Here is a 26,400-nt window from a genome sequence, read left to right on the forward strand (position 1 = left end):
GTTGGAGCGCGTTGGGGCCCGGTGGAGTCCGCGGGGGCGCCCCGCCGGACGGCCCCGGAGCACCCGCCGGACAGACCGGCGCGGTGCCACCGGCGGGCCGCTCGGAGCCGTGCCGGACAGGCTGAGGCCCTGCCCCTCAGTGCCGGGCCACGAGCGCGGCGGTGAGCCGCTGGACGCCGTCCTCTCCGAAGCGCCGCACGAGGAGGGCGATCCATGCGGCCAGGTCGGCGCGTTCGCGCTCGGTCCAGCTCGGGGCCGAGGGGTGCTCGTCGACCACCAGGACTCGGGCCAGCCGCAGCCGGTCGGGGCCGGGCGCCGGCCAGGCACGCCCTGCCAGCCCCTGGAGGGCCATTCTCCGGGCCGTGGTGACGACCTCCCGGGCGGCGGCCGGGGGCACGCTCCAACCGGCCGGGAGCGCCTTGGCGGGCCTCTCCGGGCCGGTGGACGGGGTGGCCGGCGGTTCGGCGTCACCGGTCAGCCAGTCGGCGATCAGCCGACGCGCCGTCGCCTCGTCTCCCGGCCCGCTTCCGTCCCGAGCGTCCGTCAGGACCGCCGGTCTGTCGCCGTCGCGGTCCACCGCCGTGGTCGCCATCGAGTCCACCTCACCCATCTGCCCGGCCCTGGACGCGGGCCGCTCGCCTGTCGTGCCTCGGCACCGTTATGTAGTTGAACGGAAAACGTGGTGGGTTGTGTTCACCGTGGCGTCGGTGCATCGGTCGGCGGTACGGCGCGGTGCGCCCGTCCCTCCCCGCGTCGGGCCGTCAGTCGGCGGCGCGTCCCGCCCGGCGGCGGCCGAGCCGTGCGGTCAGGCCGCCGAAGCCCACCAGCAGGATCACGCCGGCGCTGCCGCCCGCCACCGCGAGGGCCCGCCAGGCCTTCGAGCGGTCCGGCCCCGGGTCGACCCGGACCGGGGCGCCGGGGGCCGCCGCCGGGGCCGCGGCGGGCCAGGAGGCGGTGACGGCGGCGACCGGGTCGAGGACGCCGAACCCCACCGTGGCGTCCGGCAGCCGGGTGCCGGGGTGGTAGGCGGTCGTCTCCAGGCGGCGGGTCAGCTGCTCCGGTGTCAGCTCGGGCCGCAGCGCGAGCACCAGGGCCGCCGCACCGGCCGCGTAGGCCGTCGCGCAGCCCGGTCCGGAGGCCGTGAACAGGCCGCCGCCGGGCCCGGCACCGGTCACACCCTCGCCGGGGGCGGCCAGGTCCACCCGCCCTTCGGGGCCGGCTCCGGCCGGGCCGTTCGGCCCGGTGGAGGCCACCGCGAGCACTCCCGGATAGGAGGCGGGGAACACCGGCGCGCTGCTGCTGCGGCCGTCCGGGGCCGCCGGGGCGAGGATCAGCGCGCCGTGCGCCGCCGCGTACTTCACCGCGTCGCTGAGGGCGTCGCTCGGCCCGGGGACGGGCACCACGACCGCGATCACCCGGGCGCCCTTGTCGACGGCCGCGCGGATCCCGCTGCCCAGCAGGTCGGGGGTGGTGGCCCCGGCGTCGTCGGTGACCGCGACCGCCAGGACGCGGGCCTCGGGGGCGAGGCCGGCGGGGCCGCCGTCGCCGGTGCGGCGGCCGGCCACCAGGGCGGCCGTGAAGGTGCCGTACCCGACGCAGTCCCGGCCCGCGTCGCCCGTGCCGTAGACCCGCGGCCCGAGCTGCAGCCGCCCCGCCAGGGCTGGCAGCGCCGCGTCCACCCCGGAGCCGACCACCGCGACCGAGACGCCGGCGCCCCGGCTCAGCGGCCAGGCGTCCTCGGGGCGCAGCGCGGCCTGGGCCCAACCCGCCGTGTCGGCCGGGCGCTCGGAAGGCTTCAGGCAGCCGTTCTGCTGCACGTCCTGCCGGGTCTGCGCGAGCGACGGCGGGGGCTCCGCAGTGGCCGAGGAGGCCGGCGCCGACGGCACCGCTGCGGCGGCCGGGGCGGCCGGGACCGCCGGGGCCACCGGAGCAGCGACGGCCGCCGGGACCGCCGGAGCCAGCAGCGCGCCGGCGAGCGCGACGCCCACCCAACGCCCCCCGGTCATACCGGGCTGCCCGACCGCTGCGGGGTGATGTCCTGCGGCAGCAGCAGGCTGAGCTCGGCCAGGTCGGAGACGTCGAGTCGGCTCAGGCGGCCCGCCTGACGGGTGATCATGCCCTCCAGGGTCTGCCGGGCGGTGCGGCCGTTGCCGAAGGTGCGGTCGCGGGGCATCGCGGCGAAGGCCCCGCCGAGCGCCTCGACGGTCTCCGGGGTCAGGACGTAGCCGGCCTTCTCGGCGTGCAGGCCGACGATGGTGACCAGTTCCTCGTCCGTGTAGTGCCCGAACTCGATCTGCCGGGAGAAGCGCGAGGCCAGGCCCGGGTTGGAGGCGAGGAAGCCGCGCATCTCGTCCTCGTAGCCGGCCACGATCACCACGACCTCGTCGCGGTGGTCCTCCATCAGCTTCATCAGGGTGTCGACGGCCTCCTGGCCGAAGTCGTTGCCGGCCCCGCCGCGCGGCGTGAGGGTGTAGGCCTCGTCGATGAAGAGCACCCCGCCCCGGGCCCGGTCGAAGGCCTCCTTGGTGAGCTGCGCGGTGTGGCCGACGTAGCGGCCGACCAGGTCGGCCCGGGCGGTCTCGACCAGCTGCCCGCCGGGCAGCACGCCCAGCTCGGCCAGCAGCCGCCCGTACAGCCGGGCGACGGTGGTCTTGCCGGTACCGGGCGGACCGGCGAAGACCAGGTGGTGGCTGATGGCGGCGGTCGGCAGCCCGGCCTCCTCGCGGCGGCGCACCTGACGGATCAGGTTGACCAGGTCCTCGACCTGTTCCTTGGCGGCCGGCAGGCCGACCATCGCGCTCAGTTCCTCCAGGATGGCGGTGCTGTCCGTGGCCTGCCGCGGCCCGGCGGCCTCCTGCCCGGTGTCCTCGGCGACCAGCACCGCGAGGTCGGCGTCGGTGATCTCCGGCAGCCGGGCCAGTCTGGTGGCCTGACGGTCCACCATCTCCTCGAAGACCTTGCGGGCGGAGCGGCCGTTGCCGAAGTCGGCACCCTTGGGCATCCGGTCGAACAGCGCGGTCAGCGCCTCCCGGGTGCCGTCGGCGAGCTCGTAGCCGTGGCCGACGGCAGCCCGCTCGACGATGGTGACCAGCTCGTCCACCTCGTAGTTGGCGAACTCCACCGTCCGGCTGAACCGCGAGGCCAGGCCGGGGTTGCTGGCCAGGAAGTCGGTCATCTCGCCGGAGTAGCCGGCCACGATCACCACGATGTCGTCGCGGTGGTCCTCCATCAGCTTGACCAGGGTGTCGATCGCCTCCCGGCCGAAGTCCGGGCCGTTGCCCCCGGCGCCGGCGGACAGCGTGTAGGCCTCGTCGATGAAGAGCACCCCGCCGAGCGCCGACTGGAACACCTCGGTGGTCTTGATGGCGGTGCCGCCGATGATCGAGGCGACCAGGTCGGCCCGGGCGACCTCGGTCAGGTGGCCGCTGCGCAGCACACCCAGCTCGGCCAGGATGCTGCCGTAGAGCCGGGCGACGGTGGTCTTGCCGGTGCCGGGGGGCCCGGCGAAGATCAGGTGCCGGCTCATCGGCAGGGCGGGCATGCCGGCCAGTTCGCGGCGCCGGGCCAGCTTGTTGAGGTTGACCAGGGTGGCGACCTGCTCCTTGACGGCGGCGAGGCCGACCAGCGATTCCAGCACCTCCAGCGGCCCCTGCGCCGCGGACTCGACCGGCGCGGCGGGGTCGGCGGGGTCGGCGCCCTCGCCCGGCTGCGGTGCGACGGCCCCCGCCGCCCGGGGTGCGGCGTCGGCGCTCGCCGAGCCGTGCGCGTCGGGGTTGCGGTTCTCCCGGCTCTGCAGGTTCTCCACCGAGAGCCGGGTACTGGGGACGGTCTGGCGCAGGCCGGAGCCCTGGTTTCCGGTGACGGTGCACCCGGTGACCCGGACCGCCTCGGACGAGTCGACGCGGATCCCGTCACCGGTGTTGTCCAGCGCCTCCAGCCGGGTCAGGGCGGCGCGTGCGCCGACCCCGATCCGGGCCCCGTGCCGGCGGTTGCCGCGTGTCCGCACGCCGGTGCAGGTCAGGTCGCCGCCGTCGTCGACGGCCAGGCCGTCGGAGGCCGAGTCGACCACCTCGCAGTCCCGCAGCACGGCCACCCCGCTCTGACCGACGTGGACGCCCGGGCCCCGGGCGTCCCGCACGGTGGTGCCTCCGACGAAGGTGTTGGCGCCGTCCGCGATCAGAACGCCGGCCAGGCCCGCGGCCAGGACCTCGGAGCTCTCCAGCCGCCCGCGGCCGTCCCGGACGGCCTCCACGCCGTTGCCCCGCGCGTCGGTGACGGTGGCCCGGCGCAGCAACGGGTTGGCGCCCTCGCTGATCCGCACCCCGGCGCCGCCGACGTCGCGGACCTCCAGCCGGTCCAGCTCGGCGGTGGTCTCCCCGGTGAGCTCGACCCCGGTGTCGCCGCAGTCGCGTACGACCAGCCTGGTCATGACCGGACCGGCGAAGTCGGCCACGTGCACGCCGACCGTCTCCGCGCCGCTGACCTCGCACTCCTCGAAGGTGCCGCGTGAGCGTGCGATGACGTGGATGCCGTGGCCGCGGGTGCGCACGGTACGGCAGCGGCGCAGCAGCGGGTCGGTGCCGCCGCCCAGCACGATGCCGTGGCCGGCGGTGGCGGTGAACGTGCAGTCCTCCAGCAGCACCCGGGAGGCGGAGCTGACGTAGACCCCGACGGGCGCGTCGCGGACGGTGGTGCGCAGCACCCGGGTGGTGCTGTGTTCCTCCAGGGCGATCGCGGGCTTGTCGGTGCTGGAGATCTCACAGCCCTCGATGGTGCCCCGGGCCTCGCCGTTGGCGCACACCCCGTTGCCCCGGGCGTCGCGCATGACGCAGTTGCGGACGACGGGGTTGGCGCTCTCGCCGATCACCAGCGCGGAGGTGCCGAGGTGCTCGATGACGCAGTCCTCGATGACGCTGGCCCCGGTGGACGTCTCCACGATGCCCGCGCCCGCGGAGTTGACGACGCGGCAGCCGCGCATCGCCAGCGCCCCCTGCTGCCGGGTCAGCACGGCCGTCCAGGAGTTGCCGACCACCTCGCAGTCCTGCAGGGCGGCCTGCCCCCGGGGGACGTCCACGGCGGGCAGTTCGTCGTCCTGTCCGTGCAGGACCAGGCCGGTGAGCTGGACGGCCTCGGCGATCACCTGGACCACGCAGCCGCGCCGCGGGGTGATCTGTACGGTGCCACGGGCGTCCTCGGCGGCGATGGTCACCATCTTGGTGATCACCAGGTTCTCCTCGTACCGCCCGGGGCGGACGGAGATCACCGCCCCGCTGCGGGCCGCCTCCAGGGCCTCGCCGATGGTGCGGTAGGTGCCGCCGGCCTTCTCTTCCTGGCACACCGTCAGCACGTGGCGCGACATGGCTCGTGTTCCCTTCGCTCTGCTTGCGTGTCACTCGGTCCCGGTCCGCCGCGGGGGCGGGTCATCCGGTGCAGTCGGCCTTCACGGTCGAGGCGGCCAGGTGGGCACCGGCGGTGCCGCCCCAGTCGATGCCGCGGGTGTGGAGCACGACCGCGATCCGGCTGCCGCTCACCGGGTAGGTGCCGGCGCTCACCCACTGCCCGAGGTTCTGCGGCTGGTTGATCGAGAACGAGCCGAGGGTGCCGCCGCCGTCGTTCTGCACGGTGTAGTAGGCGGGGGCGCCGCCGACCGCCTTGAGGTCGCCGTTGTTCGGGATGTAGACGGACAGCCGGCAGCTGCCCGAGGAGACCTGGCCGGTGGTGAAGGTCCACACCACCGAGTTCTCGTCGTCCTTGTTCCGGTCCCCGGACATCGGCACCGAGGTGAACCGGCCGCCGCAGCCCCCGCCGCCGTCGGAGCGGGTGACCCAGTCCTTCGAACCGGAGGACCGGCCCTTCTCGGAGTAGCCGGTGCCGGCCGAGTCACAGCCCGGTCCGGCGTACCCGGCGTAGGAGGGCTGGGCCGGCGGCGGGACCACCGCGGGCGGCTGAGGAGCCGGTGGCTGGGGAGGAGCCGGCGGCTGGGCCGGGGCGGGGGCGGCGGGCTGGGCCGCGGCAGCGGGGGCGGCGGGCTGGGCTGCGGCGGCGGGGGCGGCGGGCTGGGCCGGGGCCTGCGGCGCGCGGCCGGCGGAGGCGCGGGCTGCCGTCCCCGCCCCGGCGGGGACGGCGGGCGCCGGGCCGACGGGCTGGCTGAGCGGCGCCCCGCCGACCGGGGCGGGGGCGGCGGGCTGCTGGCCGGGCGTGCCGGGCGCCGCAGCCGGGTCGGTCGGGGTCCCGGTGGCGGCCGGGTCGGTCGGAGTCCCGGTGGGGGCGGCGGTCGGGGCGGCATCGGCCGACGGCGTCCCGGCGGGGGTTTCGGCGGGCGTGCCGGACACCGCGGGCTCCGGAACCGGCGCGTCGGCGCGGCTCATCCCGGTGGCGCCGGTCGCCTCGACCGGGTCGGCCCCGCCCTCGCCCCGGCCGAGGACCAGCGGCAGGCCCATCAGCACCACGCCCACGGCGGCGGCCGCGACCGCCGGGCGGGGCAGCCGGCGCAGCCGGCCGCTCCGCTCCTCCGCGGTGGGCTCGGCGGGACCGGGCCCGTCCGCGTCGGAACCGCCGGCCGCGGGACCGGGGGCGGCGGCACCGATGGGCGTGACCGAGGCGAGGGTGCGCGCCGCGCGGCCGGGAGCCCGGACGAAGGCCTGCCGCAGCGCGTTCAGCCGGGCGGCCCCGAGGGCACCGGTCCGACCGGCCGCGGGCTCGGCCTCAGGGGTGCCGGGCTCGGAGGACGACCCGGCACCGGGCGGTACCGCACCGGGCTGCGCGGCGATCGGCTGCACGGCACCGGTGCCGGCCGGCGCCGGGTTGCCGGGCGCAGCGGCCGGCGCCGGACCGAGCCCGGTCACGCCGAACCCGGCCGTCCCTCCGGCCGCGGCGGGCCCGGACGCGACGGGCCCGGGCTTCGCCCGCTGAGCCCTCGCGGCCTCGGCGGCGACGGCCTCGGCGGCGACGGGCTCCGCCACGGCGCCGACCGGAGCGGACGGGAACCGGGTACGCGGCGCGGGCGCCACCGGGCCCGGCTCGGGACCGACGGCTGGCTCCACCGCGCCGGCCTCGTCCCCCTCCTCCATCAACCAGGCGACCGCCGGCAGCTGGTACCCGGTCGATTCGCCGCCGTTCACGTTCTGGCCCGTGCCCACCACAGCTCCTGGGTCCCTTGATCGTCCGCTTCCACGGGGCGCCCGACGGCATACCGCCGGATCCGCCCGCACCCTGTACGGACGGGCACCGGTGCAGGGTTCACCGTTCCGGCCGAAATCCTCGGCCGGGTGCGCACCGGCCACCGCGCCGTGGTTCACCGTCGACGATGAACCACCGGAGCGGATCGGGGCGTACTGACTGTCGAGCCTTTTCAGGTCCCGACCGAGGAGAGTCCATGTCCCACCCCCGCGCCGGTCGGCGCAGCGCCCTGCGAGCCGCCGTCGCCGTGTCGGCACTGGCCGGACTCGGCGCCGTCTGGGCAGCGCCGACGGCCCTCGCCGCCGACCCGCAGTCGAACCCCGGCAAGACCGCCCCCGACGCGACGGACTGGCTGAAGTTCGCCAACGGGCGCCTGGTGTACGGCCAGGACGCCCAGGGCAACCGGATCCCCGACTTCAGCTACGCCGGCTACCGCAACGGCGCCCAGCCGCTGCCGACCGCCAAGGTCGCCGTCACCCTGGACCCGGCCGCGAACGGCGATGACAGCGACCGCGTCCAGCAGGCGCTCGACAAGGTCGCCGCCCTGCCGCAGGGGTCGGACGGCCTGCGCGGGGCCGTGCTGCTGACCGCCGGCACGTACCGGCTCGGCAAGCCGCTGCGGATCAAGGCCTCCGGGGTGGTGCTGCGGGGCGCGGGCAGCGGCGCCGACGGCACCAAGCTGGTGGCGTCGGGCGAGCCCCGCCCGCTGGTCGAGATCGCCGGCGAGGGCGCGCCGCAGAAGAGCGGTGCCGAGCACGCCGTCACCGACGCCTACGTCCCGGTGGGCGCGACCACGCTGACCCTCGACTCCGCCGCCGGGCTGAAGGTCGGCCAGAACATCGTCGTCCAGCGGCCCCAGGAGGACGCCTGGATCAAGGCCCTCGGCATGGACCACATCCCCGACCGCGACAGCGGCACGGCCTCGAAGCCCTGGACCCCCAACGACGGCCTGCAGTTCCAGCGCACCGTCACGGCGATCGACGGCAACAAGGTCACCCTGGACATCCCGCTGACCAACGCCCTGGAGAAGGAGTACACCCACGCCAAGGTGTGGGCGTACGACTTCCCGGGCCGGATCAGCCAGGTCGGCGTCGAGGGCTTCAGCGCCGACGGCTCGGCCTTCACCTCGGCCGCCGGGTACGAGGAGCACGGTTACTTCGCCAGCCGCTTCGTGGACTTCGCCGCCGTCCAGGACGCCTGGGCACGCGACATCGCCGCCGACCGGTTCGGCGCGGGCGTCGGCTCGATCGGCAGCACCGCCTCCCGGGTCACCATCACCGACACCTCCGCCACCGGCATGGAGAAGGCCGTCCCGCAGCGTGCGCCGTTCGCCCAGCCCGGCGCGTACAGCATCGACGGTCAGCAGAGCCTGGTCGTCAACTGCAAGGTGTCCGGCAGCAACGTGCACGCCTGGCTGACCGGGCCGCGGGTGCCCGGGCCGAACGTCTTCTCGCACTGCACGTCGGACAACGTCGGCGGCTTCCGGCTGGACGCCGGCCCGCACCAGCGGTGGGCCACCGGCACCCTGTACGACGACATCACCATGCTCCACTCGCGGGGCCCCAACGACGACCTCGCGCTGACCAACCGCTCGAACGCCGGCTCCGGGCAGGGCTGGGCCGGCGCCAACCAGGTCATGTGGAACGCCAACGTCGGCTACTACGGCGTGGAGAATCCGCCCACCGCGCACAACTGGGCCTTCGGCACCGTCGGCAAGCCCGTCGAGGGCAAGCAGAGCGGCGTGCAGGTCTCGACCGGCACCCCGGTGCAGCCCGAGAGCCTGTACGCCCAGCAGCTCGCCGAGCGCGGCGGCGCCGCCCCGGCCCCCAGGCCGACGACCACCCCGACCACGACCACCCCGACCACCGCGCCGGCCACGACCCCGGCGACGGCCCCGGCCGGCAGCCCGACGGCCAGGCCGACCGCGAGCGCCCCGGCGCCCACGACCGCGCCCACCACCGCCCCGGGCACCAGCTCGGCCACGGCCACGACCACGCCGTCCGCGACCCACAGCAGCGCGGCCGCCGTCGCGGCCACCGGGACGGAGCCGCCCGGTACCAGCCTGGCCTCGACCGGGGCCGGCGACCTTTCCACCGCGCTGACGGTGGCCGGCGGCACGATGGTCGTCGGCGGTCTGGCCCTCGGGCTGGCCCGCGAGCGCCGCCGTGGCCGGCACGCGGGCTGACGCCCACCCGGGCACGACGACGGCCCCCGGCCGGTGGAGCTCCCACCCACCGGCCGGGGGCCGTCCGCCGACGTGGCCGCAGTGGCCTCAGAGGCCTTCCTCGACCTCCCAGACCGTCTCCTGACCCGCCGCCGGCGGGGCCAGCAGGAACGCCACGGCCCGCTCCTGCACGTCCGGGGCCGGCGGCTCGGGCGCAGCGCCCGCCGCCGTCCGCTCGCGCAGGTGCGCGAGCAGACCCGGCTCCGGGGCCAGGCCGTACCGGTCGAGGTAGTAGGTCACGGTGTCGGTCCAGATCCACCGGCCGTCGCAGCGGTAGTTCATCGGCACACCGCCCGGCCGCTCCGGGTCCAGGACGTCGTCCATCAGGCTCGGGGTCATCAGCACGGTGGTGGCCGAGGCCAGGTACTCGACCAGCGCCTCCCGCTCGTCGCCGTCCTCGATCACGGGGTGGTCCTCGTGGAAGTCCGGCCCGGTCAACGGGTCGACCAGGTCGAAGACGGCGGCAAGGGTGAACTCCGCGGTCACTTGATCAGCTCCTGGAAAATCTGCTCGGCCAGCGCGTCCGGCTGGTCGGTGTCGAACGGAACGGCGCCCCTGATCGGCGCGTCGTACTGGTCGTCGTGGTCGACGCGGAGGTAGTTCTCGGGCCGGGGCTGCGAGTCGCCACCGGGCGGGAGGTGGGCACCGAGCTTCTCGACGACCGGGACGAGCGTACCGTCGGTCGGGCGGTCGAAGCGGTACCAGTTCCCGCCGGCGGAGATGCCGGGCCGACCGGTCTTCGTCATGCCCACCCGGTGCGCCACCACCAGGTCCCCGCGCCTGCCGAGGTCCGGCACGCCGTTCTCGTCGACCTTCGGGACGAACCAGACCGGCCCGTCGCCGGCGTAGGCCGAGCCCGTGATCGTGGGATCGAGCGCCCACAGCTTGGTCATCACCTGCGCCACGTAGCTCGTCTCGATCCCGGAACCCAGGTTGCAGGCCACGAACTGCAGCGGCTTCTCGCCGTCCCAGGTCTTGTCCGTGAACGCCTGGTGCAGCCCCGTCGCCACCTGGTCGGGCGAGATGAGCTGGTTCACGTGGACCGGGTATCCGGAGTCGGTGTGCATCGCCACGGTGAAGAAGCGGTCGTCGAGCGGGAACCTCTGCATCGCCGCCTGCTTCTGGACGTGCGTCTCCAGGTTCGGTGCCGCGCCGATGACCGTGACGGGCTGCCGCCGCGGGTCCCCGGGCGGGTTGTGTCCGCCGGGCTGGGCGGCCTGGTGACCGGTCGGCGTCTGCGGGGTGTTGGGCGTGTTCGGGGTGTTCGGCGTGGCCGGCGTCAGGTGGCCGCCGCCCGGGGTCCCCGGGGTGCGGGGAGTTCGGGGGGTGCCGGGTGCCTGGAGGGTCGTCCAGTTCTTCTCGACCTCGGACGAGGAGACGTGCGCCCCCTGCTTCTTGAGCGAGTTGACGACCTTCAGCAGCCGGTGGCGGTCCAGCGGCACGACCGGCAGCGAGGCGTCCTCGACCTTGTTCAGACGCTTCAGGTAGGTGTCCACTTCCTCCTTGGTCACGGGGTTCTCGTGGGACAGCTTGAGCCCTTCCCGCACCACGTCCGTCATCCGGCGCACGCTCCGCAGCCGGTCGATGTCGACGTGGTTCGGGCCGCCGTGGAGCTCCGCCGCGAGATTGCCGATGTACCAGGTCTTCAGCCCCATGGACTCCTTGGTCTTGGCGTTGGGGAAGGCGTGCGCCGCGGACCAGCCGCCGAGACCGTCCGCGTTCGTGACGCCGATCTCCTTGCCCAGGGCCCAGAGGTCCCCGTGCTCCTTGACCCCTCGGACGCCGGACATCCCGGCCAGGTGGGACTGCAGTTCCTCCTTGGCCTGGCGGACGGTCGCCGAACCCGGCGTTCCCGGCGTACCCAACGTGGGGAAGGAGGAGCGCGAGTTGACCTCCGTCACGTTGATGAAGAGCTTGCCGCCCGCCTTCCGCCGCTCCTGCACCGTGTAGGTGCTCCCCGGCTTGCCCAGCACCTCGTGCTCCTGCATCTCCACCGAAAAAGCGGAGATGTCCTTGGCCGCCCCGCCACCGGTCAGCTCCATGGTGACCAGCAGCGGCTCGGTGCCGAAGACGTTCCTGCGGGTGTCCCGGAACCTGATCGCGACGGACTCCCGGCGGCTGGTGCTGGTGAAGTCACCGTGCCTGACCTGCGAGCCGCCGTAGGCCGGGGACAGCCCCGTGAAGCCCTTGAACGAGATGGCGGCGGCGCCACGGTAGACCTTGCCCTCGGCCGGCGGCAGCTGGTCCAGCGCCGACTCCAGCATCCGCGCGTGTTCGCGCAGCTCCGCCTTGAGCCCCGGCAGGACGTCCGTCCTCACGAGCTCCATGATCTTCTTGCGGTTCGCGTTCTCCACGGACTCGATGGCGGAATGCTGCCGGAGCAGGTCCTTGATGGCGGGGTGGGAGGCCAGCGAGAGGGGTGTCGGGCCCGAACCCCAGAGCAGGTGCTTGATCTGGACCAGCATGGCCCGGTCGAGCGAGTCGCCGAACCTCATCATCACGTTGATCAGCGGGAAGACCGGTCCGGTGTAGGCCGCCAGGGCGTAGAAGTGGGCCTTGGTGAGCTTGCTCAGGACCTCCTGAGGCGTCATGTGGTTGGTGTTCAGCCAGTTCCTGACGCCCTCGACCACCTCTTCGGGCGCGTTGATGTCGTCGTCGGGCTTGCCCGCGGCCATCTCCTCGAAGATCTCGAACCGCTTCTCGACCACGTTCCGGTGCGGGCCGCCCGGTTCCCCGAAGCCGCCGTCCTGCTGCGTGATCTTCGAGACGTAGACCTGCTCGTGCGGCAGCATGTGGTCCGTGCCCGCGTTCCCGCGCACCTGGTCGAGCGAGATGCCCGGCAGGTTGCGGTACATGTTCTCGGCGGACTTCAGCGTGTCCTCGCCCAGCGGCTTCGTCACGCCGGTCAGCTCGACCCCCTTGAGGATCTCGTAGACCGAGTGGTCGCTGGTGGGCAGCATCCAGCCGAACAGCGCCTTGACCATGTGATCGGGGTCGACCCCGGCGACGTCGAGCAGCTTGAACGCCGTCATCAGCTTGGCCGAGGTGGCCGAGATGCCGGCGACCAGCCGCATGCCCATCCCGCCGTTGGCCTCCTTGTACCAGGGGGAGTCCGGGCTGAGCTTGTGGACGGACTCCCCGGTGCGCCAGCTGAGCGGCGTGTCGGGGCCGATCTCACCGGGGCCGAGATCGACGTCGGCGCGATGCTCGACCAGCTTGTACAGGACCTGGGCGCCGTGGGCCCCCCGCTCGACGATCACGTCGTGGACGCCGGGCTGTGCCTTGAGCGCGTCGAGGTCGTACGAACCGTCCGCCTTCAGCGGGACGTTCTCCCACAGCACCTCCTCCAGACGGAGCCCGACCACGTCCCAGGCCAGCGGGTTGACCTTGAGGAAGGCCACCTCGCGCTCGCTCAACTTGACGCCGGTGACGTCCAGTTGCAAGGCCGAGGGCCCCGGCACCTCGTTCGCCGGCCGCGGGCGGCGGGCGGTCAGGCTGGCCAGGTAGCTCTTGCCGTCGGAGAACCAGGTCTCCGACTGGGCCAGCACGTTGCCGGTGCCGAACACGTCGTGCTCGAACATGGTCGCGTGCTTGGGGCTGACCTTGCTCAGGCTCTCGTACAGGCCCTTGCGGACCGGGCCCTCCAGGAACGCGTGGTGCTCCTTCAGCGCCGCCACGTTCAGACCGAGCTGCTCGGCCCGGGTCCAGTCCTGCTTCTCGATGATGGTGTTGAGCAGCTTCTTGAGGCTGAACTCGGAGTCGTTGAAGTAGGCCCCGTTGAAGAACGCCGTCATCAGCTCGCGGGTGTTGCCCGTCTTGGCACCGGGCTTGAGGAACTCGCCGATCTGCTGCGGGGTGAGCTGGGTGCCGATCTGGCCCGCGGACGTGGGGTCGTCCTTGAAGATCGTCTGCATCCGCTCCGCCGCCGGCGCCTCGGGGAAGGCCTGCCGGAGCACGTTCAGCAGCTTGACCACCGTCCGGCGCGCGGCGTCCTCCGCCTCCGGCAGGTTGTGGCAGTACGCCCCGAGCTTGGTCTCGAAGTCCCGGGTCGCCGTGGCGTATTCGGGCGCGTCGTAGACCACGCGCTTCCCGAAGGGGGTCGCACCCGGCATCTCGTGCGCGACCGTCGGGGAGTCCGACCAGTGGAGGCCCTCCGGGAGACCGGTGTGCGGGGCCGGCACGGCGAGGTCCGGTGGCAGGTGCGGGCCGAGCTCCTCGACCTGCGGCTCGGCCGGGTGCTGCGGGTGCTCCGCGTGCTCCAGGTCTTCCGGCCGGGCCGCGTGCTCGGGCCGGCCCGCGTGCTCGGCGGCGTTCTCCGGTATCGAGACCTTCAGCCACTGGCCGCCCGGCACCACGACCGGCAGGCCGTTGGAGTCGAAGCCGACGGTCTTGGCCACGACGAGGTGGCCCGGGCCGTCCGACTCGACGGTGAAGGCCCCGGTGGGCTTCGGCACGAACCAGAGCTTGCCCTCCGGGACGTACGCCTCCAGCGGGCCGCTCACCTTGCCCCGCAGGGCGGTCAGCACCTCACTCGCGTACGAGGAGGCCTTGCCCGTGCCGAACTCGCAGGCGGGGAACTGCAGCGGCTTGCCCTCCGCCCAGATCCCCCGGGCCCGCAGCTCCGCCAGGACGCTCGCCAGCTCCTCCGGGCCGACCCGCTCGCCGTGCCAGGTCGGGGCGCCGTCGGCGTGCTCCGAGTGGAAGGCGACGGAGAAGAACCGCGGGTCCTTGGGGAAGCGGGCGACGGCCGTGCCGGTCTCGTGCAGCTGGGCGGCCGGGCTGTCGGGGTCGGCGAGCCAGCGCACGTCCGAGCCCTCGTGGGCGTGGACGAGGGCGTCCACGATCTCGTGCACCCGCTCGGGACGCGGAGCGTGCTCGGCGGTGCCCGGGTGTTCGGGCTGCGGGTGCTCGGGCTGCACGTGCTCGAGCTGCACGTGCTCGAGCTGCGGGTTCGACGGCGGCTCCGCGACCGGGTGCTCCGGCTGCGGGTGCTGCCCGGGCGTGGCGCCGCCGGCCGGGTGGTCGACCTGGAGGGTCGTGTGCTCGTAGGGGAAGCCCTCGTGGTTGAAGCGGATCAGGCGCACCCCGCCGTCCGGCTCGGCCAGCAGCAGGTCGACCGGCGCCATGAAGGTGTCCGCCACCCGCCGCGCCGCCGCGTTCGGATCCGTCAGCAGCCCGTCCTCCACCCGCAGCACGATCCGGAACGACCCCAGGTCCTTCGACATCAGCCGGGGCATCAGCGCCTCCTCCAGCCCCGCCGGGTCCAGCGGGCCGTCACCGGACAGCTCGCGGACGTCGAACGGGGTCGGGTCCAGCCCGTCCTGCGGGGACTCGTAGTGCACCGAGTCCCAGGAGAGCTTCACCGCGGCAGGGGCGGTGGGGGCCGGGGCGGTCTGCGGCTCGTCGGCGAGCCCGTGCCACAGCTTCCGGTCCGCGTCGGTCAGCCCCTCGGCCTCGATGCCGGGCAGGTGGGCACGGATGTTGGCCTCGGTGAGCGGCAGGCCCGCCGCGGTCGTCCGCTCGATCGCGTCGGCGGTGCCACGCAGGTGCTCCCCGCTCACGCCGTCCTCGCCGGGCTCGTACAGGTGGTCCGCGTAGCTCGCCACGGCCGTCTCCGTCGGATGGCCCGGGAACATCGCGTGGGCCAGGTCCGACAGGTCCCGGGCCGTCCTGAGGTGTTCCACGCCGGACGCGTCGAGGGAGGGCACACCGGTGCCGTAGAGCGAACGCCCGAGCCGGACCAGGTCGAGCACCTGGTGGTGGTGGACCGCCGCGTCGCCCGGTCCGGTGCCGGCGTGCAGGCCGATCGCATCGCCGATCTGAGTGATCAGGGTGTGGTCGGCGGGGCCGGCGGCCGTGTTGAACTGGTCGCCGAGCGAACCGGCGACGTACTGGTCGAAGCGGTCCATGCCCTCGACCAGGTGGTCGGCGATCTCGTGCGTGGTGTAGCCGCCGAGGAAGAGCTCGAAGGAGTTGGTCAGCACGGAGGGCCTGAAACCCTGCTCCAGCAGGAACTTCTGCATCAGCACGCTGACGTTCACGCGGCTGTTGGCGTCGGAGAACGGCTGGATGATCTGCAGGGCCCGGGTCACCTTGGCGATCGCGAGCACCTTCGCACGGTCGTCGGTGGCCGCGGCGACCTCGGTGTAGTAGCGGTCCAGGACCGCTTGGACGTGGCCGGGCGCCTCGCCGTGGGCGTAGCTGATCGAGATCACGCCCTCGCCCTTCTGCCCACGGGAGAAGGCCACCAGCGGCAGCCCGAGCCCCTTCGTGGAGCCGGGCTTGGCCGTGATGTCCCCGAGCAGCTGACGACCGTTGACGAGGTCGTCCGCGAGGTCGGACGCCACGGTGGTCCGGCCGGTGCCGCGCATGGTGGTGTGCAGGCGGTCGCCCTTGGTGCCGGACCACTCCGTGGCGACGTTCCGGCCGGAGCCCTCGACCAGGTGCTGGGTGGCGAGCTTGTGCAGTTCCTCGTAGGCGTGGACGTCGATCCGCGACCAGTCACGGCCGGACCCGGACGTCCCGTCCAGCACCTCACGGAACAGCTCGGTCATGCTCTGCCGGAAACCGGGGTACTTCGTCCGGTCCAGGTGGTTCGCGGCGTCGGACGGCGAGTTGACGAGCGCGTCCTGGTGGACGTTGGCGTCGATGAACAGCCGCCACCACGAGGACTCGGGGATGAGGTCCGCGAGCCTCGGGCCGCTGTGCGCGGGCGGTGCCGGGTCGGGGTGCGGGCCGGGCTCGGGGTTCCCGACCGGGTCGGGCACCGGCGGGGCCTCCGTCCGCTCGACGGTCTCCGGCTTCGGGTGGCCGGCCCCGTCGGTGTCGAGCGGGACGGCCGGCCCGGGGTTCGCGAGGGAGTGGAAGACGTCATCGCCGGCCTTGCCCATCGACGGGTCCCCGGGGCGCGGGGAGGGGAGGGTCGGCTGGGAGGTCGGGTCCGGCTTCGGAGCGGCCTCGGGCTTGGAGGTCGAATCCGGTTTGGTAGCCGGCTTGGTCTCGGGCGTCGGAGCGGCCTCGGGCGTCGGTGCCGCCTCCGGCTTGGGAGCAGGCTCCGCCGTCGGAGCACCATCGGGTTTGGAGGCCGGGTCCGGCTTCGGAGCGGCCTCCGGGGGCACGGGGGCCGGCTTCGCCTCCGGGGCCGCGGGCTCGGCCTTCGGGGGCGTCACCGGATCGGGCGTCGACGCCGGATCGGGCGCGGTCGCGGGGTCCGGCTTCGGCTGCGGGTGCTTCGGCGTCGCGAGACCGTCCGGGTTGTTCTCGCTGAAGGTCAGGTAGTGGTCGCTCATCACCTTGGCATCGACCGTCTCCCGCTCCGGGATGTCGACCGTGATCGGGATGACGCCCTTCTCGACCAGCTTCTCCTTGCCCTTGAAGAAGACGACCTCGACCTCCGCGAAGCCGTCGTAACGCGCCATCGGCGTGTTGAACTTCGCGTGCGAGACGACCTGGCCCGCGTTGCCGACCGACAGGCCCTCGCGCGTTCGGTGCGACCCGCCGACGATGGCCTGGAAGGTGCCCTCGGCCACGCCGACGTCCGTCTTGACGCCGCCCTGGATCTGGCCGCCCCAGAGCGACCAGTCGAGCCTGGTCTTGGTGGAGCTGGTCGAGGTCGCGTTGGAGGGGCTGAGTTCGACCTTGCCGTCGGTGCGGTCGTACTCCAGCTGCAGGACCTTCAGGTTCACCTGCACGCCGCCGTCCGTCACCAGCAGCCGCCGCCCGGGCGAGGGCGTGCTCAGCGGCTCACCCCGGGTGGACGCGCCGAAGTTGCTGGCGAGCTGGGTGTGGTCGGCGGTGTTGCGCGCGAGGCCCTCCAGCCGGTCCCAGGTGCGGCTGCCGAAGAACGTGCGGCCCTTCACCCGCAGCAGGTCCTGCACACCGCCGGAGTCGCCGAGCCAGCGCATGACGTCGATGTCCCGCAGGCCCTCGGTCCAGACCCGGGCGGGCGGCGCCTTGACGACCGTCTCGACCGGCGGCTCGGTGGGCGCCGGCGGCCGGGCGGGCGCGGTGCGGTGCTCCGGTGCCTCGAACGGCGTGGGCTTGGGACCCTTCGACGGGCGCCCCTCCCCCGCCTCGACCGCCGCCTCGAAACCGACCTTCGCGGTGTCGATGCCGTGCACGACCCTGCCGAGCTGCCGCATTCCCCGCCAGGCCTGCCCGGCGGCCGACTTGACGTGCTCGAAGGCCGTCCCGGGGGTGGTCGTGGAGGAGTCCGGCCGGACCAGCCGGTCCGGGCCGCCGAGCTGGACCAGCGGCCGGCGTTCCATCCGGAAGTACAGGGTCGCCTCGCCGGTGTAGACGCTGCCGGCGAGCTTGGTCTTGGTGGCGGCGCCCGCGGTGGTGCGCTGCGCCTGGACGTCGAGCTGGTCGTGCCCCCAGGAGTGGGAGACGGACCCACCGGCGGTGACGGCCGGTCCGACCGGCAGCGGGCTGCTGGTGCCCTGGGCGGAGACGGTCACGGTGTTGCCGCGCCCGGCGCCGTAGCTGGTGACGCCGTCGGAACTGGCGAAGGACTTCTGCACCTGGGTACCGGTGTTGAACTCGGTCTGCGCGGTCTCCCCGGTGTGCTCGAGGCGGGAGACGCCGGCCGTGATCCGGACGGTGCTGCGGCCGTGCTTCACCACGATCTCGTGGCCGGACATCATCGACTTCAGCTGCGGCTGGAGCTTGGTGACGTCGAGTTCGGCGAGGATCTTCTCCTTCATGCCGGCCCAGTCCGAGCCGAGCACCTTGGCGCCGCGGCGGTCGATGCCGTCCACGGCGGTCTCGCCGACCGACCGGTGGTCCTCCCCACCCGCCGGGTGCGGGCCGCCTCCGCCGCGGGGGCGCAGCGGGTAGACGTCGGTGACGACGTCGGAGGAGCCGAGCCGATGGGTCCGCTCGACGCGGGCGGGCGGGTCGAGCGGCTTCTTCAGCGGCGCGGTCTCGGTGGAGCCGTGCGGCAGGGCGTCGCGCAGCGGGACGGCGACGGTGGTGTGGACCGGCACGGTGAGGTCGGGCGCGGTGACCTTCTCGCCGAGCTTCTTCGCCTCGATGTGGACGGTGAAGTCGGCGGTGCCGCTGAACAGGCCGGCCGGTTCGACCGTCTTGCCCTTGGAGACGGTGGCGCCGGTGGTGTCCGCGGTGGAGCCGCGCACGAAGTCGCTGCGGCGGGAGAGGTTGAGGCCGAGGTCGACGTGCGGCAGCTTGAAGCGGAACGGGGCCGAGAAGACGTCGCGGACGCGCCGGTCCTTGCTGACGCCCGTGGACACCCGGGTCTGGGTGCCCAGTTCGAACTCGAACTTCTCGACCGTGTCCGTGTGCTTGAAGTCCTTGTTGAGGCCTGCCTTGACGGTGACGGTGGTGTCCCAGCCGTGGATGGAGACGTGCTCGGTGAGCGTGCCGCCGCGGGAGAGCTTGGACAGCTGCGGCTTGAGGGCGAAGGCGTCGAACCGGTTCTTGAGCTTCACCAGGACGTCGTCGGGGACGGAGCCGAACTGCTTCCGCAGGGTCTTCTCGACACCGTCGATGACGGCGGTGTCGCCGTTGCCGAAGCTGTGCACGACGTCGGAGGCGCTCAGCGCTCCGCGTTCGGTGATCCGGCGCGGGGGGTCGTGCGGCTCGGCGGGCCCCTGGTGGGTGACCGGGGTGCCGGTGCCGGGACCGGTGAACAGCGCGTGCCCGTCCGCGCCGACGGTGTAGCGGCCGGTCTCCTTGGCGTCGAGGCTGACCTCGGCCCGGATCGGGACGGTGACGGTGTGCTCCTTGCCGTCGACCGTCAGCTTGACCTCGACGCCGATCCCGGCGTCGTAGATCTCCTGCGGGCGGGCGTACTTGCCGTTGGCGTAGACCTTCTGGGAGCTGCCGTCCCGCCAGCCGTCGCGGTCGCGGACCTGGCGGGAGTAGCCGCCGCTGGTCTCCATCGCGTTCTTGTCGGGCAGCGGGACGGTGCCACCGGCGGCGCCCTGGCCGGACTTGGTGTCCGACAGGAGGCGGCGGCCGGACTTGAAGGAGGTGGTCTCGTCGACCGGGTTGAGCTCGGCCTTGGCGTTGGGCCGCTTGTACTCCAGCTCGGTGATGTGAGCGGTGGCGGAGACCTTGACGCCGTGCTTGAGCAGGTTGGCGGCCGTCCGCTCGGGTGCCTCCAGCGGGGTCTGCCGGGTCATCGACGTCAGGTGGGAGGCGACCATCGGGTGGCTGAAGAGCTGCTGGACCTCGTTCTTGACGTCCTTCCAGGCGCCGCCGAGGACCTCCTTGCCGAGCCGGTCGAGCTCGTCGTGCAGGGGTTTGACGGTGGGCAGGTCACGGACGGTGCTGGTGTCCCCGAAGCCGCCCCCGGTGCCGTCCGGGCGCCGCCAGACGTCGTCGGGCGGGCTGGGGACGGTGCTCCCGGGCTCGAAGGTCTTCGGCCGGTGGGGCTGCGGCGACTCGGTCGCGACGAAGAGGGTGGGGTCTCCGGCGCCGGTGTCCTTGACGCCTCGGGCCTCGCTCTGCTCGATCAGGGCCCGGAAGTCGACGGTGGTCTTCGCGGTGTCGACGGTCGTCCCGAGCGGGGTCTTCCGCTCGAAGGTCAGGGTCAGCTCGCTGCGGCCGTCGTAGACCACACCGGCGCCCTTGGTCTTCGTGGTGAGCAGGACCTCCTGGCTGCTGCCGGAGATCTGCACCGTGTCCTTGATGAGCTGGAGGCCGCCGCCGGCGGAGCCGAACGACTTGTCGGCCCCGCTGCCGGAGAGGACGCCGGGCAGCGGCAGTTGGAGTCCGTCGCCGGTGCTGTCCAGGACCGAGCGGACGCGCTGGACGCCGGTGCCGACGTTGAACTCGGTCTGCGGGGTCGATCCGCTCTGCCACATCGCCTTGACGGAGGCGGTGATCTCCACCGATCCGGTCACCAGGCCGGTTGCGTCGACCACCTCGATCCGGGTCGGCTCGCCGGACATCATGCTCTTGAGGTCCTGCTGGAGCCGGGAGAGGTCGAGCTCGGCGGACATCTTCTCGCGCAGCTGCGGCCACAGGCCGCCGAGTACCTCCTCGGCGGTCTCCTCGACGCCGTCGAGCACCTCCTGGATCGGGTGGTCGGAGTCCGGACGGCCGTGCCGGTGGGTGGAGACGTCGAGCACGATGTCGGAACCGCCGAGGCGGTGGCCCTCGACCACGCGCCGGGGCGGGGCGAACAGCTTGTCCTTGGGCAGCGGCACCGGGGCGCCGTGGGCGTCCAGGGTGTCGCGGACCGGGATGCCGACGGTGGCGCCGATGTCCAGCCGCTGCACCCGGTCACCGGGCTCGGCGATCACGGGCTTGCCGTGGTGGGTGAGTTCGGTGAAGTCGACGGCCAGGTGGAGCTTGCCCGCGAACAGGGCGCCGGGTTCGACGGTCTTGCCGCGGGCGATGGAGCGGCCGACCTCCACCGAGGTGTCGCCCTTCAGCGAGTCGTGCTGGTAGCCGAGGGTCTCGGTGATGTCAGCCCGGCCGATCTTGAACTTGGCCTGCAAGCCGGCGTTGAACCGGTTCAGGGTGTCGCTCTGGAGGCCGATCGAGGCGTGCCGGTCGGAGCCGTTCTCGAACTCGACGCTCGGGGCGGTGTCCTGGTGCACCAGGCTGTCGACGTCCACCCGGACGGAGATCTTGCCCGACCAGCCGTTGGTCTCGAACGGCGCCTCCCAGACGTCGCCGCGGGAGAGCGCGGTCAGCTTGGGGCGCAGCGTCGCGGGGTCGAAGAAGTCCTTGGCGAGCGTGTTCGCGGCGGCCAGGTCCTTCGGGAAGCCGGCCTCGAAGAGCTTCACGATCTGCTGGTGGACGGCCGTGTCGCCGCCGTGCAGACCGACCACGAGGTCGGAGGCCGACAGGCGCCGGTGGTTGGTGACCCGGGACGGCGGCAGGCGCAGCTCGTCCGGGCCGAGCGGCTTCCTGGGTGCGAAGGCGGGGTCGTCGTGGTGGCCCTGGCTGCCGCCGGATTCCGTCGAGAAGACGGACATGGCGAGCACCGAGACCGGCGGGGAGGGCGGCGCGGGGTGGACGAGCGGGTCGTGCTCCGCCTCGGTGATGACGATGCTCGGTACGTCCGTACGGCGGGGCGCGCCCTCGGGTGCCTTGGGGGCGGTGGCGGGCTCGGGCTTCGGGGTGGGCTCGGGCTTCGGGGCGGGCTCGCCCTTGGTGCCGGTCGTCATCGCGGGCGCCGGGTCCGGCTCGTGCTTCGGCGCCGGGGAGGGTCCGGTCTCGGTCTTCGGCCGGCTCTCGGACACCGGCACGGTGGGCGTGGACGACGGGTCCGCCACCGGCTTCGGGTCGGTCTTCGGGGCCGCCGTCACCGGGTCGGGCCGGTCCGTGCTGCCGACGGTCGGCACGCTGTGCGGCACAGGCGGCAGCACCGGGCCGTCGTGCGCGTCCGGGTGCTTCGGCGCGGGGGTGCTGACCGGGGGCACCGGGACGGGCGGACGGCTGGCGTCGTAGTGGTCGGTGCCGTTGTAGTAGACCGTCACCTGGTGGCCGTCCGGGCGGCCGTAGCGCGCGTACTCGCTGAAGCCGCCGTGGCCGTCCGGGCCGAGGATGCGCAGCCGCAGGCCGAGGGCGTCGGCCAGCAGCGGCGGGAAGGTGTCGCCGAACCCCTCCCACCAGGAGCTCTCCCAGAACTCCACCGCGTGCCTCAGGCCGGCGAACTCCTTCGGCGAGAGCGGGAAGTCGGAGGCGGTGAGGTGCCAGATCTGGAGGTCGGCGAGCTGGGCGTCGGTGAGGTCGTGCAGTCCGATCTGCTCGGGCTTGCCGACCAGGTGCTCGAACTGCTGCCGGGGACTGGTGGCGCCGTCGGCGAGGTTCCAGCCGACCTCCGCCTCGACGGTCGGCCGGTCCTCGCCCCGGGCGACCCGCTCGTCGATGTACTGCCGGCGCAGCGCGTGCGGGTCCGCGGCGGGCTCCTTGCCCAGCCCGCGCAGGTAGTCCTCGGCCTTCGTCTGCTCGGCCGGGCTCTTGAACTTCCACGCGGCGCTCTGTTCGGCCTGCTGCCCGGCCGCCGCGGGGTCGAGGCCCGCGGCGGTCAACTCGTCGGTGAGCACGGTGACGTAACGGTCGCGCAGCAGCCGGGCGGGCACCACCTCGTGGGTGGAGACGCCGGCGACGCCGAGGTCCAGCAGGCCCTTGAGCAGCTGGGTGCGGTCCGGCCCGCCGAGGCGGTCGGCGAGGTCCCGGGTGGCGGCCTTGCGGTAGTTGTGGATGACCTCGGGCGGCAGCTTGTCCGGGCCCTGCGCGGTCAGGTGGTCGAGGACGGCGCGCTTCATCGCCTCGGGCGTCGAGGGCGCCGGGCGGCGTGGACCGGAGCGCGTCGCGCCGCGCTCGGTGAGCACCTGGTGCACCGCGTCCGGGCGGCTGGTGGCCACGGAGTTGAGCAGGCAGAGGCCGTCCCCGGCCACCCGGACGCGCTCGCCGGGCGACGGGAAGGCCGGTTCGGTGACGGGCTCAGTGGTGTGCGAAGTGGTGTGGGGGGCGGGGTGCGAGGGGCCGTCCGTGCCGGTGAAGGTCTCCGCCGGGATCGGCCGGGCCGACTTCTCGTCCGGGTGCAGGGCGGCCGCGTTGAAGCCGCCCTCGCCGTGGATCGGCCGGTTCTCCGGGTCGAGCGTGATCGCCCAGACCCGGGTGACGTCCTGTGGGAGCGGGCGGTCGCCCGGGGAGTGCAGGCCCTGCTGGGCGTCGACCCAGACCAGACCCTCGCCGGGGACGTTCACCAGGTTCCAGGCGTGGCCCCTGCCGTCCTCGGTCCAGGCGAAGACCATCGCGGCCGAGCCGGGGCCGCCCTCGGTGACCCGGCGGGCGACCTCGTCCAGGCCGGTGGTGCCCAGGCCGAGGTACTCGGCCGGGTAGCCGGTCCAGTGCTGGGCGTCGGTGACCGCGCCGAGGTGGCGCTCCGGCAGGGTGAGGGCGACCTGCGGGTCCCCGTGGAAGCCGGCGTGGAAGGCCATGGTGGCCGCCACGCAGTTGACGTCGGCGAGCAGGCTGCCGTCGCCGTCCTTGGGGTTGACCAGCTCGACGAACTCCTGCGGGTGGGCGAACTTCTTCGGGCCGTCGGGGCCGGCCAGCGCCTGCTCCAGGGCGTGCCGGGCCGCCGGGCCGGGTGTGCCGTAGTCGCCGTCGGAGAACTCGTGCAGGAAGGAGTCCAGCGGGCGCAGCGGGCGCGGGGCGTTCCCGTCCGGGTCGAACGGCGGGCGGCCGTCCCAGGTCGGTCCCTGGTCGGGCCGGGGGCGCTTGACGGCCGGTTCCGGGGTGGTCGGGCCGGACGGGGTGTCCTGGCCGGTGTCGCCGTGGTCGTTCTCGTACTCGTCCCGGCCGCGGCGGCGGGAGGGCTGCTGCGGCTGGTCGGTGGAGCCGTGGTCGGGTTCCGTCCGCTGGGTGGGGGCGTCCTGGGTGGGGCCGTCCTGCCGGTGGGCAGGCGGGGTGCCGTGGTCCGGGCGGGGGGTGTCGGCGCCACCGAGGTAGCGGATCTGCCAGACCCGGCCGTCCTCGACGCCGATCACCAGCCGGACGCCGTTGACCTCGCCCTCGTGCAGGGTCAGGGCGCCGCTGGGGCGTTCGGGATCGGGGTAGCTGCGGTCGGGGCGCTGGAGGATCTGGTGGGCGGCGGCGGTGAGGTCGGTGTCCGTCCAGTGGGGCAGCGCGCCCTCGGGGAAGTCGGCCTTGATCCACCAGGGCGCCAGCCACTCGTCCGTGTGGGCGGGGTCGAACCCGGTGGGGCGGGGCGGCTCGGGGTGGGCGGGGCCGGTGTGGCCGGGCTCGGGGCGGGGCCCGGTGGGCTGGTCCGGGGTTCCGCCGGAGGTGCGGGTCGGGGTCGGCGGCTTGGGGTTCGGGCCGGCCGGACCGGTGGCGACGGCGTGCTTCGTCTCCTCGGTGCCGCCGCTCGTGCCCCCGCCGACGGTCCGGCCCGGCCGGGCGGGGCTCACCGGGTCGTCGACGAGGGTGGTGCCGCTCCAGCTGGTGTCCGTCCGGACGGGCGGGCGTCCCGGCCCGGACTTGGCCCCGCCGTCGCCCTCGGTCCGGACCGGGGTCGGGCGGTCGGCCTTTCCGGTGCCGGAACCGGCGGACGGGTCCTGCTTCCCGGAGCCCGTGCCGGAGCCGGCCGGGTCGGGCTTGCCGGAGGACGCGGCGGGACCGCTGCCGGTGGAGGTGGTCACCACGGGCTTCGGTGCGGAGTCGGCGAACAGCGTCTCCAGGTCCGCCTGGCCGAAGGCCTTGGCGAACAGCGCCGCGTACTCGACGTCCGGTGCCTCGTTCAGCCCGCGCGAGTAGCCGAGGACGTGACCGGCCGTCACCACCTCGTGGCCCGGGCCGAGCCGGGGCACCGGGAAGGGCGCCGGGTGGCCGGCGAGGTTGCTCGCCAGGGACAGGATGGAGATCGGGTGGTAGAGCGGGAAGTAGGCGCCCTGGCCCTCCCCGATCGCCTTGAACTGGGTGCTCTGGATCAGGTTGGTCCACGCGTGGCCGATGCCCGTCATGGCGAAGCCGTGGTGCAGGGCCTTCCCGAGCAGGCCCATCGCCAGGCCCGAGCCGAAGGTGGCCGCGCTGGTCGTGAACTGGTGCTTGTCGTCGAAGATGAGGTTGTAGAAGCCCTCGGAGAGGTTGCCCTGCGCGCCCTCCACCAGCTGGGAGCCGAGCGCGAAGCCGAGCTGGAAGAACTTGCTGCCCTCGCCCATGTGGGCGGCCAGGTTGGGCAGGTGCTCGGCCAGCGCGGAGATGCCGTGCTCGCCGATCTCCGACCCGCCGTGCTCCAGGATGGAGCGCAGCACGACGCCCAGCGACTCGTTGCCCGCCCCGTGCTTGGTCCACCCGGCGACGAAGGCCTCGGCGTACTCCTGCCCGAGCTTCTTGGCGGCGTCCTCGCCCAGCGCCGATCCGAGGTGCTTCTCGAAGGTGCCGGCCAGGTTCTCGCTGAAGCGCTCGGCGACCGAGCCGGCGCCGGCCTTGCCGAAGCCCTCCTTCAGCCACGGTTCGACGCTCTGCATCTGCTGGCCGAGCGACTTGGCGAAGGCCTTGGACTCCTCGTCGGAGAGCAGCTTGCCGCCCGTCCTGGCGCCGCCCTTGCCGGCCCCCTCCAGAGCCTCGCCACCGACCTTGCCGATCGACGTGGCGCCGCCCTTGCCGGCCCCCTCCAGAGCCTCGCCACCGACCTTGCCGATCGACGTGGCGCCGGCCTTCTCCAGGTCCTTGAGCGCCGAGCCCTCCGCCTTCTTCGTGACGGTGTTCAGGAGGTGCTTGAGGGCCTCCTTGTCGCCGTTCTTCATGAGCGACGACAGTTCCTCGGACAGGACCGATCCGGCGCTCTTGCCGATCAGGGAGCCGATCAGCTTGCCGAGGCCCATGCCGAGCAGGTTGATCGGACCGGCCAGCACGCCGCCGACGAACCCGTTCAGGACGCCCTGCTTGAAGGAGTCCATGTCGTACGAGTGCCGGTCGCCGTGCGCGAACTGAATGCCCTGGATGATCGAGTCCATCAGCATCGCGGTCACGATGCCCGAGAAGGAGTGCATCAGGATCGACTTGAGCAGGAACTTCAGCAGCATCAACAGCGCCTGGCGCGTGAAGAAGTACTTCAGCGACAGGCCGGCGAAGCTCTCCCCGAAGGTGAACGGCGCCCACAGGGTCGCCATGGCGATCTCGAACATCAGCTGGACGAGCTGGGCGATCGCCATCCACTTGGTGTACTCGACCGAGTTGGCGACGTCGCCCGCGCAGTCCGCGAGTTGCTTGGCGACGTCGGCCGCCGACCCGACGTAGTCCGAGCCGCCGCCCACGCCGATGAACTCGTTCATCGCGATGCTGAAGGACCTGGCGGCCTCGCCCTCGAACTCCTGCCGGGCCTTGACCGCCACCGTGGCGATGAGCTCCTTGAGCCTGGGGAGCTCCTCCGCCAGCCGCTCGTACGCGTCCCGGACCTCCCGCAGGTCCCCCTCCTTGATCTCGGGCCAGGGCATGCCCGAGACCACGGTGAAGAACTGGGCGCCTCCCTGGCCGGGATCGATGGACGGGTACGACACGGTCGG

General features: G+C 73.5%; 7 protein-coding genes. 1 reads left to right on the plus strand and 6 read right to left on the minus strand.

Features of this window, described 5'->3' with window-relative positions; genetic code table 11:
• Positions 1 to 136: 136 nt before the first annotated feature.
• From ACIO5E_RS33440 to ACIO5E_RS33455, 4 genes are all read right to left on the minus strand, one after another.
• Positions 137 to 592 carry a hypothetical protein gene (locus ACIO5E_RS33440; RefSeq protein ID WP_400675243.1) on the minus strand — a complete coding sequence of 152 codons (456 nt, stop codon included), beginning with the start codon at positions 590 to 592 and terminating at the stop codon, positions 137 to 139.
• Positions 593 to 761: 169 nt separating this feature from the next.
• Entirely contained in the window at positions 762 to 2,006 is a 1,245-nt protein-coding gene (locus ACIO5E_RS33445; protein WP_400675245.1) for a S8 family serine peptidase, read from the minus strand.
• Complete coding sequence (locus ACIO5E_RS33450) at positions 2,003 to 5,359, minus strand: right-handed parallel beta-helix repeat-containing protein (RefSeq protein WP_400675247.1); 3,357 nt, start codon at positions 5,357 to 5,359, stop codon at positions 2,003 to 2,005. The genes ACIO5E_RS33445 and ACIO5E_RS33450 overlap by 4 nt, the downstream gene beginning before the upstream one ends.
• 61 nt (positions 5,360 to 5,420) lie before the next feature.
• Positions 5,421 to 7,139 carry a hypothetical protein gene (locus tag ACIO5E_RS33455; protein WP_400675249.1) on the minus strand — a complete coding sequence of 573 codons (1,719 nt, stop codon included), beginning with the start codon at positions 7,137 to 7,139 and terminating at the stop codon, positions 5,421 to 5,423.
• A 236-nt stretch (positions 7,140 to 7,375) separates the two neighbouring features.
• Between ACIO5E_RS33455 and ACIO5E_RS33460 the strand changes: the two genes are divergently transcribed.
• On the plus strand, positions 7,376 to 9,364 hold the full coding sequence (locus tag ACIO5E_RS33460) for a hypothetical protein (RefSeq protein WP_400675251.1): 1,989 nt from the start codon (positions 7,376 to 7,378) through the stop codon (positions 9,362 to 9,364).
• A gap of 87 nt (positions 9,365 to 9,451) precedes the next feature.
• Here ACIO5E_RS33460 and ACIO5E_RS33465 read toward each other — a convergent pair whose 3' ends face one another.
• Positions 9,452 to 9,889, minus strand: coding sequence for a hypothetical protein (locus tag ACIO5E_RS33465; RefSeq protein WP_280683085.1), 438 nt, complete (start codon positions 9,887 to 9,889; stop codon positions 9,452 to 9,454).
• Positions 9,886 to 26,394: a toxin glutamine deamidase domain-containing protein gene (locus ACIO5E_RS33470; RefSeq protein ID WP_400675255.1), complete on the minus strand. Its 16,509-nt coding sequence runs from the start codon at positions 26,392 to 26,394 to the stop codon at positions 9,886 to 9,888. The genes ACIO5E_RS33465 and ACIO5E_RS33470 overlap by 4 nt, the downstream gene beginning before the upstream one ends.
• Between the last annotated feature and the right edge of the window lie 6 nt (positions 26,395 to 26,400).

This window comes from Kitasatospora sp. NPDC087314, assembly GCF_044744365.1.
Taxonomy (GTDB): Bacteria; Actinomycetota; Actinomycetes; order Streptomycetales; family Streptomycetaceae; genus Kitasatospora.

What these genes read in the sequence shown, in the direction of transcription:
- ACIO5E_RS33450 (WP_400675247.1), bottom strand. Translation starts at nt 5,359, where the DNA reads ATGTCGCGCCACGTGCTGACGGTGTGCCAGGAAGAGAAGGCCGGCGGC.
- ACIO5E_RS33460 (WP_400675251.1), top strand. Translation starts at nt 7,376, where the DNA reads ATGTCCCACCCCCGCGCCGGTCGGCGCAGCGCCCTGCGAGCCGCCGTC.
- ACIO5E_RS33445 (WP_400675245.1), bottom strand. Translation starts at nt 2,006, where the DNA reads ATGACCGGGGGGCGTTGGGTGGGCGTCGCGCTCGCCGGCGCGCTGCTG.
- ACIO5E_RS33440 (WP_400675243.1), bottom strand. Translation starts at nt 592, where the DNA reads ATGGCGACCACGGCGGTGGACCGCGACGGCGACAGACCGGCGGTCCTG.